The sequence below is a fragment of the Photobacterium kishitanii genome (assembly GCF_000613045.3).
Lineage (GTDB): Bacteria > Pseudomonadota > Gammaproteobacteria > Enterobacterales > Vibrionaceae > Photobacterium > Photobacterium kishitanii.
This window is the reverse complement of sequence record NZ_LN794352.1, coordinates 1,309,749-1,324,619: the sequence shown is the minus strand read 5'-3', so window position 1 is coordinate 1,324,619 and position 14,871 is coordinate 1,309,749. Positions and strand designations below refer to the sequence as shown.

Annotated in this window: 12 protein-coding genes; 9 read left to right on the top strand and 3 right to left on the bottom strand. The window is 36.0% G+C overall.

The window, feature by feature from the left end:
• Window positions 1-531: a copper-resistant cuproprotein CopI gene (gene copI, locus PPBDW_RS06305; protein WP_036794148.1), complete on the top strand. Its 531-nt coding sequence runs from the start codon at window positions 1-3 to the stop codon at window positions 529-531.
• A 63-nt stretch (window positions 532-594) separates the two neighbouring features.
• Here the strand turns inward: copI and PPBDW_RS06300 are convergent, their stop codons facing one another.
• The 3 genes from PPBDW_RS06300 to PPBDW_RS06290 form a co-directional block, all read right to left on the bottom strand.
• A complete protein-coding gene (locus tag PPBDW_RS06300; RefSeq protein WP_036794147.1) occupies window positions 595-1,674 on the bottom strand; it encodes an aspartate/glutamate racemase family protein in 1,080 nt (359 codons plus the stop codon).
• A 217-nt stretch (window positions 1,675-1,891) separates the two neighbouring features.
• Complete coding sequence (locus PPBDW_RS06295) at window positions 1,892-2,383, bottom strand: YehS family protein (RefSeq protein ID WP_036794146.1); 492 nt, start codon at window positions 2,381-2,383, stop codon at window positions 1,892-1,894.
• 77 nt (window positions 2,384-2,460) lie between these two features.
• Window positions 2,461-3,357 carry a hypothetical protein gene (locus tag PPBDW_RS06290; protein WP_036794145.1) on the bottom strand — a complete coding sequence of 299 codons (897 nt, stop codon included), beginning with the start codon at window positions 3,355-3,357 and terminating at the stop codon, window positions 2,461-2,463.
• Window positions 3,358-3,549: 192 nt separating this feature from the next.
• On the opposite strand from PPBDW_RS06290, the gene PPBDW_RS06285 reads away from it, so the two are divergent.
• From PPBDW_RS06285 to gfa, 8 genes are all read left to right on the top strand, one after another.
• A complete protein-coding gene (locus tag PPBDW_RS06285) occupies window positions 3,550-5,019 on the top strand; it encodes an MltF family protein (RefSeq protein ID WP_036794144.1) in 1,470 nt (489 codons plus the stop codon).
• Window positions 5,020-5,663: 644 nt separating this feature from the next.
• Window positions 5,664-6,854: a NupC/NupG family nucleoside CNT transporter gene (locus PPBDW_RS06280; protein ID WP_036794143.1), complete on the top strand. Its 1,191-nt coding sequence runs from the start codon at window positions 5,664-5,666 to the stop codon at window positions 6,852-6,854.
• Window positions 6,855-7,126: 272 nt separating this feature from the next.
• Complete coding sequence (gene alsS / locus PPBDW_RS06275) at window positions 7,127-8,791, top strand: acetolactate synthase AlsS (protein WP_036794142.1); 1,665 nt, start codon at window positions 7,127-7,129, stop codon at window positions 8,789-8,791.
• A 12-nt stretch (window positions 8,792-8,803) separates the two neighbouring features.
• Complete coding sequence (budA, locus tag PPBDW_RS06270; RefSeq protein WP_036794141.1) at window positions 8,804-9,523, top strand: acetolactate decarboxylase; 720 nt, start codon at window positions 8,804-8,806, stop codon at window positions 9,521-9,523.
• A 253-nt stretch (window positions 9,524-9,776) separates the two neighbouring features.
• Window positions 9,777-11,003 carry an NRAMP family divalent metal transporter gene (locus PPBDW_RS06265; protein ID WP_036794140.1) on the top strand — a complete coding sequence of 409 codons (1,227 nt, stop codon included), beginning with the start codon at window positions 9,777-9,779 and terminating at the stop codon, window positions 11,001-11,003.
• 256 nt (window positions 11,004-11,259) lie between these two features.
• A complete protein-coding gene (locus PPBDW_RS06260; protein WP_036794137.1) occupies window positions 11,260-12,153 on the top strand; it encodes a LysR family transcriptional regulator in 894 nt (297 codons plus the stop codon).
• A 544-nt stretch (window positions 12,154-12,697) separates the two neighbouring features.
• Entirely contained in the window at window positions 12,698-13,924 is a 1,227-nt protein-coding gene (locus tag PPBDW_RS06255; RefSeq protein WP_036794135.1) for an NAD(P)/FAD-dependent oxidoreductase, read from the top strand.
• Between the two features lie 195 nt (window positions 13,925-14,119).
• Complete coding sequence (gene gfa, locus PPBDW_RS06250) at window positions 14,120-14,731, top strand: S-(hydroxymethyl)glutathione synthase (RefSeq protein WP_080888950.1); 612 nt, start codon at window positions 14,120-14,122, stop codon at window positions 14,729-14,731.
• The last annotated feature ends 140 nt before the right edge of the window (window positions 14,732-14,871 follow it).

Below are 14,871 nucleotides of genomic sequence, written 5' to 3'. Positions count from 1 at the left end.
ATGAAAAAAATACTGTTTACTTTAGTACTGGTCTTAACAACCCCCCATGCCATCGCTGCTATGGATCACTCAACGATGGATCATGCTGTAATGGATCATAGTACGATGGATCACTCACAAATGGATTCCAATAAAATGGACCATCAGATGATGAATATGAAAAGTATGTCTGATGTAGGGATGCCAGCAACAGGTTCAAAACCCGATAAAGTGGCTTATGTCATTCTTTCTGATGACATGAAAATCACCTTTAAAAAACCCGTCGATATCAAGCCTAACGACGTGGTGCAGTTTGTCATTATTAACCAAGGAAAGATGGCGCACGAGTTTTCAATTGGCTCTCCCCAAGAGCAAGCACAATACCGAACAATGACTAAAGAGCACCAAGCTGATAATGGTAATAGCGTTATAATAGCCCCTGGTACAGCGAAACAAGTATTATGGCATTTCCATGGTAGTAACAAAGTTGAACTTGCTTGTAATATGGCGGGTCACGCACAAGCTGGAATGACGAAAGAAATAACACTATAACGGAAAAAATAATCACCAGAGGTAGATAGTTTTATCTACCTCTTTCATCTGAAAATTAAATAGTTAAAAGTCAGAATAATAATAGGCTAATTTATCCATGATAATGTTATCTAATATATTAATATTGCTATAAACGTTAATATCTAACGCCAATAACTTTTGCTCAATATCTGTTGCTGATTCAGAAAAGAATAATGTTGGTAAATGGAAGTAACTGCCAGCAAGACACTGATTACGATCAGTTAAATAATCTACTGTATACTCAAAAATACGCTGCTGAATAAGTACGCTTTGGGCTAATGAGTTAACTTTAAAAGCCAGTGGTGTCGACCAATCTAAATATTGTCCTTGATAAGAGGCCAAAGGTTGGATTAATGGCTCGCTTGTTCCTTGATATGATACTAACGCTTGTGCCAAAGCCATCGACGCATCAATCACCTCAACGTTAGCAGGTAACATACCTTCTACTTTAAATCGCAGACAACTTGTCGCCGTTAATGCCAATGGTAATTCTGTACAACCTAATACGACTTTGGTGCATCCTTGTGTTGCAATTTCATCAGTGATCACTTCACATAACAATAACTCTGCTTGCTTGGTAATTTTAGCCGTTTTAATGCCAAAACTTGGATTGTAAATCGCTTCCATAATCTTCGCTTGATTAACGACTGATGGCTGAGTGGCTGTAATTCCCTTTGCTGTTAATGCCGTTTGATACAGTCCTGACTCGACTAAACTATTCACTCCCATCACTAAGACCGTATCTTGACAACCTTGTAATGAGGTTGCTGTTTGATTAATCATATCGACAAATGCTACAGGGATATTCGGTAATATACGCCGAAATAATTCATGGGCGCTATTACACGCTAAGCCAATATGATCAACGTCTAAATACTGCATTAATCGTAATGTATAAGCTGCGGTATCAAATTTACGTAATTCAGGTATATCAGTCGATAACCATTGTTGCATCACTTCTTGAGGCTTATAAGCTAAACGAGCATTTCCAAAAGCAACAAATTGATAGTCTCTATCCACTGCCAGCGAAGTCATTTTTAGCATCAAATCGACCATTGCCTCATTGCCCATACCACCAATGATACCAATACGTGGTTGTTTAAAATTATCCTTAATTTTCATAAGCTCACCGACTCAATATTTATGACTGAAGTTGATAGCTTACAAACTAACCAATTTTTTTCTTTGATTAGTACAATCAATACCACGAATAAATTGACAAATATGTTAGTAAATATTTCAAGAACTAACGCCTAAATATCTATTTACCAAACAGTAGCCAATAAAAAAGCAGCTTCAATAGAAGCTGCTCTTAATATTTCATTTCAACGAAGACGAATTACTTTTCGTCAGTTGTTTCTTCTAATGATTCTACACCACGAAGGTTAATCTGTAGTGCTTGTAAAAAGTTACGTAATACTTGATCTTTACACTCACGGTAGTGTTTATGATCCACTTTACGGAAGAAAGCACTTAATTCATGCTTGCTTAAACGAAAATCAACTAACTTCAACAAATCAAGCACATCTTCTGCTTTTAGATTTAGTGCAATCTGCAATTTTCTAAAAATAATATTATTTGTGATTTTTTGCTCTGGCGCAGGCTGTTCGCCTTCTTTTTTGCCACGCTTTTGATTAATAAAACCATTTAAAAAAATAGCAACTTGCTCATCAGAACAACTTTTATAACCTTCTGCATCGTCAGCTTTTAACCAACTGCACACTTGCTCACGCGTTACTTCACAGTCAGCCGCAGCAAAAATAGCGATCATCTCACTATCATTTAAATCAAAAGTATAGCGAACACGGCGCAAAACATCGTTATTAGTCACAATTTATCCAACTTAGTATGCTGTGGTTGCAATAATCACAGCGAAATTATCGATAAATAATAACAGATAATTCATTGCTATTCACCCGTATCTAGTAGCTTTTGTACATCAACCGTACCGATCATAGCTTTATTTAACGGATTTTTCTCAGCCGTAATTAATAATTTCCCAGCACCATACCAATGAATAGCTTCCCATTGCGAATAAATACCTAACCGCTTATAAATACCAGTCGACCAATCTGGCTTATTATTCTTCACTTTGACTAACCAAATGAATGAATATCCTAAATACAGATTTCGACGATATCCAAGGAACGCTAATGTCGCTGTTTTGGGATCATAATCAACACTAGTAATTAACCCTTTACTCGCATATTCAGCAATCGGTTTCACATGTTGAACTTGATCTACTTTTGATTTATTCAACTGATAAAGCTTTGTTTTTTCATTTTTCCAATTCTTGGTAAACAGCCAGATTTGATCACCAACCACTGTAATCGCTTCACTATCGAAATTGTGCTTATTAAACCAACCTTTCTTAAAATCAGTATATTGATATTTTAACGCCGCTGTCGGGGTTACTACTCGCTGTTGGTTAAGCTGGTTTCGATCTATTTTATAAATCACACCACCTTCACGGTTTGCTAGATTATTGCCAATGTCGCCAACATATAAAAATTGCTGATCTTCCGCTAAATCTTCCCAATCTCGATTACGACTCTTATCAACTTTTACAATTTGTGCCACCCCCTTAAAATCATGATCTAACCGATAAAGCTTATTTTGACCGTAGGTATCATTGTGAGTCCAAACATCACCATCAATAATGGCTAAACCCGATGTCTCGCTTAGATTTTTAGGCATATATGTCAAAACATCTACATAAAGAGTATTTCGCACAAAATATGTGGCTGCCATACTACATGATGACAGTAATAATATAGCTATCAACCCTGCTAGAATTCTCTTCATTATTAATTAGTTATCCATAAAATTCACAATAGAAAAAAGCACTAATTAACTATCATATCATTATCTTTAATATATGAAAAATCACTATAAATCATACAAAATCACGATATAAATAGGAAAATTTCTCCATTCACAGCCATAATTAGTTCCAAACATATTAATTTACGTTTCCTTCGGCATGGCAGACAAATAATGACGAATATTCCGCACCTCATTAAATATAAACGCAGACTCCTTGCTTTGTGTTTACTATTAATAAGTTTCCATGCCAATTCAATTCAGCTTACACCTCTAAGTGGAACTGAATATGTTGGCGATTTAGCGGAACTGGAAAAAAAGCGAGTACTGAGAGTACTCGTAGCTGCGGATCTAGGCTTCTATTACATCGAAGATGGTATCACCAAAGGAATTATTGCTGACTTATTGCAACACTTTGAAAAAGATATTCATAAGAAGCACCCTTCACTACACCTACAAATTATTCCTGTTCATCGTGATAACTTACTACCTTATGTCATTAATGGTTTAGGCGACTTAGCAGTTGCTAATATTACTATTACAGCCGAACGGAAAAAAAAGGTCGCCTTTAGCCAACCTGTACTGAGTAATATTTCAGAAATCCTTATTAATAATAAGAAACAGCCACCATTTACCAAAGTAACCGATTTAAGTGGTCAAACAATATGGATCAGAAAAAGTTCAAGTTACTATCAAAGTTTACTCAAACTTAATAATAAATTACGGATGCAAAACTTACCGTTAGCATCAATATTATTTATAGACGAAACTCTACAAGACTATGAATTACTAGAACTTATTAATTTAGACTTACTAAATGCAACTGTCATTGATGATCATAAAATAAAAATTTGGCAACCGATTTTAAAAAATATTCGTATAAATAATAGCTTTGTTTTACGTAACAATGGCCAAATTGCATGGGCAATGCGTAAAGATAGTCCTAAATTAATGGCATTAGTTAATCAATATATTAATACCGTAAAAGAAGGAACTTTAATCGGTAACATGATTTACAACAAATACCTTGAAAATCATCGTTGGCTTCATACCCTACTTGATCCTAATAATATCGATAGAATGGAAAAACTATCACATATTTTCTTTCGCTATTCAAAGCAATATGATTTTGATTACTTAATGTTAATGGCGCAAGGATTCCAAGAATCTGGCCTTAATCAACATAAAGTATCCAACAAAGGTGCTGTAGGAATCATGCAAATATTACCCAGTACTGCACGTGATCCTAATGTTGATATCCCTAACATTTATACCTCAACGAATAATATTCATGCTGGTATAAAATATATGCGTTACCTGCAAGATCAATATTTTAGTAGTGATGATATAGATTATGATAATAAAATCTATCTTTCATTAGCCGCTTATAATGCAGGCCCAGGAAATATTAATAAAATGCGTCGATATGCAAAAGAACAAGGCTATAACCCTGATGTTTGGTTTAATAATGTTGAACTTATTACTCGCAAACACATTGGGATACAGCCTATTGTCTATGTTAATAATATTAATCGTTACTTTATTGTTTATAAGCAAATAATGAAACTAAAACGCTTTCGCGATTCAGGTATTCGACCGTTTATTCCACCGTATCGATTTGATGCTTCAGTATTATTCAAATAACGACTATCACAGCAGTATCATATAAGTTATTAAAAGCATAACTTCACACTCAGTATTATATTATGCTTTTAAGTTAGGTGAAGATAAATGCTTCGTGCGACGATCTTGTTTCTGGAAATACCATAATTTACGGTTTTTAGATGACTTTTTCATTACGCTACCAATAAAAATATGAATAGAACAAATATCATCCTATTTTTTATCTTTAATGTAAATTACAGCTACTACTAATCAGCACTCACATTTCCAATATTAAATTGTAATATTAGTACTGTAAATCAATCCAACCCTGTGAAATAGCGCTATCACAATTTCAAACCCAACCCCTTAGTTACAACAAATATCACTCATAACCTACGATAATAATTAAACAAAATAGCTTAAAAACGACAATTAATGAGAATTAAGTCACAAAAACGTTCAGTTATAATAATTCACACAGACGATAAAAATCATTTTTTAACATTTTCAATAGTCAGATTCAAATAAATAGCAAGCGATTGCGTAAATTTGAGAAATTAGTTCTTGTCAATTACAAAAAAAACCACTGGATTAAAAGTGCGATATATATCACTTTATCTAAGAATGAAATCGTTCAGCATAACCGCATAAACAGATAATAATCACACTGAGCACAATCCAATATGGTCTATCTACACTTTATACTCGGGCTAGTCGTTATTGCAGTATTAGCTTTACTCGCCAGTAATGACCGAAAAAACATTAAATATCGATATATTATTCAACTGCTTATTATTGAATTAGCATTAGCTTACTTCCTACTTAATTCTTCAGCTGGTACAGGTATTGTTAAAGAGTTTGCTGATGCCTTTAATGGCTTGCTTGCATTTGCAGCAGAGGGTACTAATTTTGTGTTCGGTAATTTATCGAATAATAATGATTTTAACTTCTTCCTTAGTGTATTGATGCCAATTGTATTTATTTCTGCATTAATTGGTATTTTACAACATATAAAAGTATTGCCATATATCATCAAAGCTCTAGGCTTTTTACTCTCTAAAGTTAACGGTATGGGTAAACTAGAATCATTTAACGCGATCAGTGCATTAATGGTTGGACAGTCTGAAAACTTTATTACTTATAAGAATATTTTAGGCGGTATGTCTGAACGCCGTATGTATACCCTTGCAGCAACGGCAATGTCGACAGTTTCGATGTCTATCGTCGGCTCATACATGAAACTTATCGATCCTAAATATGTTGTAGCGGCATTGTTCCTTAACATGTTTAGCACCTTTATCATTCTTTCCATTATCAATCCTTATGATCATGAAGCTGAAATGGATATTGATGAGATGATGGCAGCAGAAAGTGGCGAAACATTAACTTTCTTTGAAATGCTAGGTGAATACATCTTAATGGGCTTTAAAGTTGCGGTTATTGTTGCAGCAATGCTTATTGGTTTCATTGCCTTAATCTCCATGATTAATGCTGGCTTTAGTGCTGCTTTTGGTATCAGTTTCCAAAACATAATCGGTTACTTGTTCTACCCTGTCGCATGGCTAATGGGCGTACCTGCTCATGAAGCATTACAAGCTGGTAGTATCATGGCGACCAAACTTGTTACTAATGAATTTGTTGCAATGATGGATCTACAAAAACAAATGGGTAGCTTATCAGCACACACTGTTGGTACTGTTTCTATCTTCCTTGTTTCATTCGCGAACTTTAGCTCTATTGGTATCATTGCCGGTGCAGTTAAAGGGGTAAACGAAGAAAAAGGTAATATGGTTGCTCGTTTTGGCTTACGTCTACTTTATGGTTCTACCTTAGTCAGTGTTTTATCAGCCTTGATTGCTAACATCATGCTATAACAACATTAATAAATTGCAGGGCCTCATTTGAGGTTCCTGCATTTTTGTTTATAGATAAATCGATACACTCCCCATCGCCCCCTAGTACATCCAGTTTCACTTCATTAAGCAATCAATCCCACCACCATCATTTAAATAAGTAATATTAACTTCCAGTTTTAGCCTCTTTAATTTGTATGATAAATAATTTATTTTTGTGCTACTCATCACATAAAATTCGATTTAGCGAAAAATGTTCTGAGCCGATTAATAATCATAACCATGAGGCTTATATGTCAAATAAAACCATTTCAGGTGCAGAGCTTGTCGTTGCAACCCTAAACGCACACGATGTTCCGCATATTTTCGGTATTCCGGGCGCTAAAATCGATTCAGTCTTTGATGCTGTATGTGATAACGGGCCTGAAATCATTATTTGTCACCATGAACAAAATGCAGCTTTTATGGCGGCAGCAACGGGACGTTTAACAGGAAAAGCAGGTGTTTGTCTGGCAACATCAGGACCTGGCGCATCTAACCTTGTTACAGGTGTTGCAACAGCAAACAGTGAAGGTGACCCTGTTGTTGCGCTGGCTGGTGCGGTCCCGCTTTCGATGTATTCTCATAATACGCACCAATCAATGGATACACGCTCTCTCTTTAATCCGATTAGTAAATTTTCCGCAGAAGTCATGGACAGTGCTTCTGTATCTGATGTGGTTCACAAAGCATTTCGTATTGCAGAGCAACCTACTCAAGGAGCAAGTTTTGTCAGCCTACCTCAAGATGTATTGACGAATCAGATCCCTTTTATTCAGGTACAGCAACCTAAACCAATTTTATTTGGTGGTGCTCATCCACAAGCCATTCGCCAAGCAGCCGATCTTATTAATGCCGCTAAAAACCCAGTCCTATTATTAGGTATGGATGCAAGCCAACCATTTGTTACTGCGTCTATTCGTCAGTTGCTAGAGCAAACTAAAATTGCAGTGGTTAATACATTTGCAGCTGCTGGTGTAATTTCACATGATTTATATGATTGTTTCCTAGGCCGTGTTGGTTTGTTTAAAAACCAGCCAGGTGATATTGCATTAAATAATGCTGACTTAATTATCACCATTGGTTACAGCCCAATTGAATACGATCCTATTTTATGGAACAAAGATGGTAAGACTCCGATTATTCATATTGGTTATCAACAAGCTGATTTAGAAGCCAGTTATAATCCTGTTGCAGAAGTTGTTGGTGATGTTGCGGTCTCTGTTAAGTCAATTTCAGCAGAATTAGATCAGCGAGAGCCTCTTGAGAATAATCAAAAACTTCAAGACTTACGCCAAGACTTACAACATATTATGCGCATGGGTATTAACAAAACATCGTCAATGGGTGTCCACCCACTACGTTTTGTGCATGACCTACGTCGTTTTGTAAGTGATGATACGACTGTATGTTGTGATGTAGGTTCCATCTACATTTGGATGGCGCGCTACTTCCACTCTTTTGAGCCTCGTCGCCTACTGTTCAGTAATGGCCAGCAAACACTTGGGGTAGCTTTGCCTTGGGCTATTGCTGCATCACTACTAACACCAAATGAAAAAGTTATCTCAATGTCAGGCGACGGTGGCTTCTTATTTTCATCAATGGAATTAGCAACAGCTGTACGTCATAAGTGTAATATTGTTCACTTTGTTTGGACAGATCACAGCTACGATATGGTTAAAATTCAGCAACTTAAGAAATATGGTCGTGAAAGTGCCGTGAGCTTTATGGGCCCAGATATCGTTAAGTACGCAGAAAGCTTTGGTGCGCATGGTCTAGCAATTAATACTGCCGATGATATTGAACCTGTACTACGAAAAGCAATGGCATTAAGTGGCCCAGTACTGGTGAACGTTAATGTCGATTACCGTGATAATAGTCGTCTACTTGATCAACTTCACCCTTGCCAACAAGATTAAGAGGAAAACATCATGAGCCATAAAAATAACGAAAAAACTTTCTACCAAACCTCAATGATGAGTGCCTTGATTGCAGGTTTATACCAAGGTGATTTTACAATTGGTCAATTGCTTAATCATGGTAATTTCGGTATCGGTACCTTTAATGATCTTGACGGTGAAATGATCGTTTTAGGCGATGACGTATATCAACTTACTAGTACTGGCGAAGTACATTTAGTTAATCATGATATTACGACGCCCTTTGCTTCAGTAGTCAACTTTGAGCCTACAGACAAAGTGAGTCTTATTGAGCTAACTAAAGCAGAATTTGAAGCATGCTTAGAAAAAGATTTTGTTGCCAACAACGCAATTAATGCAATCCGTCTAACGGGTAAGTTTTCATACGTTAAAACACGTACAGTGCCTGCACAGCATCGTCCTTATCCACCAATGGTAGAGGTGGTTAAACACCAACCTATCGCAGAAATGACCCATGTTTCAGGTGTAATGATTGGTTTCAAAATCCCAGAATACATGATCGGCATTAATGTACCTGGGTTCCACTTCCATTTTATCAGTGATGATCGTACTCAAGGTGGTCATGTTAGTGATTTTATTTTAACTGAAGGTACCGCTGAAGTTGAAATCTTCAAAGATTTCCACCTCCGTATGCCCGCTTCCCAAGAATTTGATCGCGCAGATTTAAACCCTGAAGATCTTAAAGCGGCCATTCATACTACAGAGAAATAATTTTAATTAAATATTCCCTCAAGCTCTACTCCTCATAAGGATAGAGCTTTTTTTTATGGTTTTTAAAAACATTATTGACAAAGCCAATAACTGCCTTTATTATCCGCGCCAACTAAAGCAATCGATTACATTTACAATTATCTTTTATATTGTAATGCCTTAAGCGAAAACATCCGCACTACAATGCAGCTGATCCCCATCAGTTGTCTTTCTATTTTTATAAGTATTAGAGACTTTGATTTTGGGATTGATTATGCAAACTAACACATTAAACACCACTAACCCTGCACGCCATTCTAATTGGCAAAATAAAGCAATTTTAAGTGTTGCTTTTTTAATGGCTACGACCTCTGTCGGCCCAGGCTTTTTAACGCAAACCGCGGTGTTTACCAATATCTATAATGTTGATATGGCTTTCCCTGTTTTCGCATCAATGTTTATTACTTTTGGGATAGTGATGAACTTATGGCGTATCGTTGCCGTTTCAGGGTTACGTATTCAAGATATTGCCAATAAAGTTGCACCAGGGATGGGATACTTCATTGGTATTCTATTAGCTCTGGGGGCTGTTGCTTTCAACTTTGGTAACGTCAGTGGCTCAGCACTTGGTATGAATGTTCTAATAGGATTGGATACTACTTGGGGGGCAATTTTTACTGGTGTTATTGGTAGCCTACTTTTTATTGTTCATAACGCTTCCAAGCGAATGGATCAAATGGCGCGTTACTTAGGTTTGCTAATGATAGTATTAATTGCCTATGTCGCCCTCACTAATTTACCGCCATTAGCACCCACAGTAATAGCAGCTATTGCCCCTTCTGATTTTTCAAACCTTTTATTACCAACGTTAACCATCGTCGGAGGTGCTGTTGGTGGCTATTATACTGGTGCGCAACGATTAATTGATGTGAAGTTAACGGGGAGTGAAAATATACACAATGTAACCAAAACGGCATGGGCGGGTATATCTATTGCTGTTATTATTCGAATCTTATTATTTTTCGCGGTATTAGGTGTTATTACCACAGGGGTAACATTAGATCCATCAAACCCGGCGGCAGATGCATTTCGTCATGGCGCAGGTGATATTGGTTACTTTATTTTCGGATTAGTATTATTTGTCGCTTCAATTACTTCTGTTGTTGGCAATTCATACATGGCTATATCATTAATAAAAACCCTTTTCCCTATTGTTGCCCGTAATGAAAAGTCATGGTGTGTAGGCTTTATAATACTAACTACTTTAGGCACGGTACTAATGAACATGCCGATCTTATTGCTTATGCTAGCAGGTCTAGTTAACAGTATCATTTTACCAATCGTACTCGCGACAGTACTTGCAGCCACACGCAAAAAAGATATTGTTGGCGACTACAAGCACCCACTTTATCTTACAACCATTGGGGGAATTATCGTGATTATAATGATTCTTGCGAGTATTTCTAATATCAGTGGCTTTGTTACTAAATTTATCGGGTAACATCGAAACTATGTCTACAAATATACCTTTAGCGACTGATTTATATGCGTGTTAAACAAAAACATTCATAATATAAAGAGTTATCTCTACATGTGGAAACTAGAAAATATAATAAATATCAATATAAAAACCACTAATAGTTGTCTTTAGGTATAGGTTTTAGTTATATTAGAGATACACCATTACAGTCATTCTTATGTAGAACGGTAGGATATGACCGACACTCATTATAATAAATAAGATGAATCGTTAAAAAATGAATATAAAGATTGAAACTCTTAGCTCATTTATTGCTGCTGCCGAATATGGTTCGTTTAGTGCAGCTGCACGACAGCTAAATAAAACACAAGCAGCAGTTAGCCTTACTATTCAAAATTTTGAAATTGATTTAGGATTTCAAGTATTTGATCGCTCAAGTAAATGCCCTCGTCTAACAGAAAAAGGCGAGCATGTACTCAAAAATGCCAAAATAATGATGGCGCAATATCAAACATTCCTTGAGCGCTCGTTATCTATCTACCACATGAATGATGTGAAAATCAAGGTAGGTATTGATCCTCTTGTCTGTAATGACAAAATACTATCAATAATCAAAGAGTTATCATCCGATTTACCTAATATTGAATTGTTTATTATGCAACAAAATAGTAAACGTTTAGCTGAAGAGATCAAAGCTAAAAATCTAGATATTGCACTGGGTATTTTCGACCACGAAAACAAAATTAATCTAGAGTACACTCAAGCATTCAATATCAATGTCAGTTGGGTCGCAACTCAATCTTATCTTGATAAGTTTAATGCTGGCGCAACAACGTTAAGTTATCAAGATTTTTGTCAACAGCGCCTATTAATCCCTGCTTCTTTAGATTCTTTACCCTTTGAAGAAGCAAAAGCAGCGTTGCAATTGTGGCATGTTGAAGATATCCATACTATTTTGTCTTTATGCCGTGAAGATATTGGTATTTGTTGCTTACCTGACTTCGTATTACAACATGACCTTAAAAATGAGATGGTAAAAAAACTAAACCTTTCATTCAGTAAAATCACTAGCAATGTATGGTCAGCATCACTTATTTATCCAATTGGATCTCAATTAAGTCCGGCTATTCACTGGCTTCAGGGACAATTTACTGATATCGAATCGTTTTAAATTATTATTTTTAGCATGAGCTTCCCAGTTCATGCTACCTCCTTCCTTTATAGTATTTCGAACATTCTTACCCTATAAGAAAGTAGCCATTCTCTAGGATAGCTATATCTGCTCATTTATATAGCCATAATTGTATACTTATTCATATCCCACAAAGACACATAACTTATAAGTTTACCAGTAAATTATTGTTACTAATTTTTACAAGTAGATTTTTATACCTCTTATTATTACCAGTCAGTAAAGGTTATTTGTTTTTTTACATCATTGTCCTTAAATGAGTTTGCAATATAATGGTCACCACTAGCACAACAGCGATATTTTAAAAAAAATACCCGTGTTGAGTTCACAGAACTTGAATTTTGATTGATTTAATTGTCTTATATCAAAGAAATTCATCACATATAAGATATCAGGTAGCCGCCCTGCGTGTTGTGGCTAATAAAAAGTCATTTTGTAGCAACGGATCAGCTCATAGATTTAATGATGGAAAGACCATCCCCTGAGAATGATGTCTAGGGTTCACTTTTTTGAGGTATTCGTTATGTCACGAATCGTTATTGTAGGTGGCGGTGCTGCCGGTATAGAACTATCAACTTTATTAGCAAAAGCTAATCGAAAAAAACATGAAATTATTCTGGTTGAACCAGAAACAGATCACTATTGGAAACCACGTTTGCATGAAATTGCTGCTGGTACCTTTGACCGCGAGCTAGATTCAGTTTGCTATTTCACCCATGGCGCAATCAATGGTTACCAACATTATCAAGCAGCAATGACTGATATTGATCGTGAAAACAAGATGCTTAGCGTTCGTCGTAATGATGGTACAGATGCTGCGGTTAAATATGATTACCTTGTTGTTGCCGTTGGCGCAGTGAGTAATGACTTTAATACTAGCGGTGCTCGTGATAATTGTATTTTCCTTGATTCAGCAAGCCAAGCTCGTCATGCATGGAACAAAATCAGTCAATTGCTACGCGAAGGCAGTGATCGTACCGTTAATATTGTAGGTGCTGGCGCAACGGGTGTTGAACTTGCAGCTGAACTTGCGCGAGTAAGTCACAAATTACAACGTTACAATGCAGCAAAATTGACAATCAACTTAATTGAAGCAGCAGATCGTGTGTTACCAAATAGCCCACAAAAAATGTCTGCTAAAGTATTAAAAGAGCTACAACGTACAAATATTAATGTGCTCTTAAATACACGCATCAGTGAAGTATCAGACCATGGCATGGTCACAGCTGATAATCAACCACTAGAGGCTGATATTCAATTTTGGGCTGCTGGTGTGAAAGCGCCTGAATGGCTAAATGGACTGGGTGGTTTAGAATATAACCGCATGAACCAAATTATCGTTAATGCTAATTTAACGACTACTATTGATGATAGTATTTTCGCTTTAGGTGATTGTGCGTCAATTCCACAAGCTGACGGTAGTTTTGTTCCACCAAAAGCACAAGCGGCTAACCGTGCTGCAGTACATTTAACCAAAAGTTTAACTGGGTTATTACGTGGCAAAGAATTGACTGATTTTGAATTTAAAGATGGTGGTATGGTTGTTGCTGTCGGGCATCACTTTGCCGTAGGCTCATTTGCACCTAATTCAAAAATGGCAAATAAATTAGTCTTTAAAGGGCGTCTTATTCGTCGTCTTTACGATACTATTTTCCGCCTTCATCAACGTACCGTTGAAGGAATGTTTACTGTATCGCGTTTAATTATTACTAAACGATTAAAGGCACTATTCCAGCCTAACGGAATGTAGTAAACCAACATAATATATTCGGTTAATATTATTAGCCGAATATAATTACCTAATACCTAATACCTAATACCTAATACCTAATACCTAATACCTAATACCTAATACCTAATACCTAATACCTAAATATATTACTGATAATATTTTTATCACAAGTATTTAATACTCTTACTCTACATATAATATAAGACTAATATAATGAAAAAATTCTTTGCTAAATTATTCGGTAATAATACTGAAGGTTCAACTACACATTTTATTAAATTACACCCTGCAATTGATAATGGAATTAAACCAACTAAAAATACATTTAAAGGTGGTTTAATTAGCTGTCATTGCCGAATAAATAAAGTAAATATTAAATTAAGCGGACAAACCGCTCATAACCATGCTTGTGGTTGTTCTAAATGTTGGAAGCCTAAAGGTGCATTATTTTCACAAGTAGCCGTAATTTCACGTGATAATGTTGAAATTATAGCGAATGCTAAAAAACTGATTGTCATCGATGAAACTGCAACTATTCAGCGTCATGCTTGTAAAGACTGTGGCGTTCATATGTATGGCCGTATTGAAGATACTAACCACCCATTCTACGGATTAGACTTTGTTCACACCGAGCTTTCTAATGAACAAGGCTGGTCTGCTCCTGCATTTGCTGCATTTGTATCGTCAGTAATTGAAACGGGTACCGATCCTAAATCAATGGCTGCAATTCGCGAACGCTTTGAATCATTAGGTTTAGAAGCTTATGATTGCTTATCTCCTGATTTAATGGATGCAATCGCAACTCATATTAGTAAAAACAAATAAAATATCCGTTATTTTATTTCATTGTAATGATGCCCTTTTAAGCTGTGCCTTATTAGGGCTATCCTTTATTTTTGATTGTTCCTATTTGGTAATAATCAATTACTGTATTCGTTATTGTGAAAAATAAAATTAAGCATAGA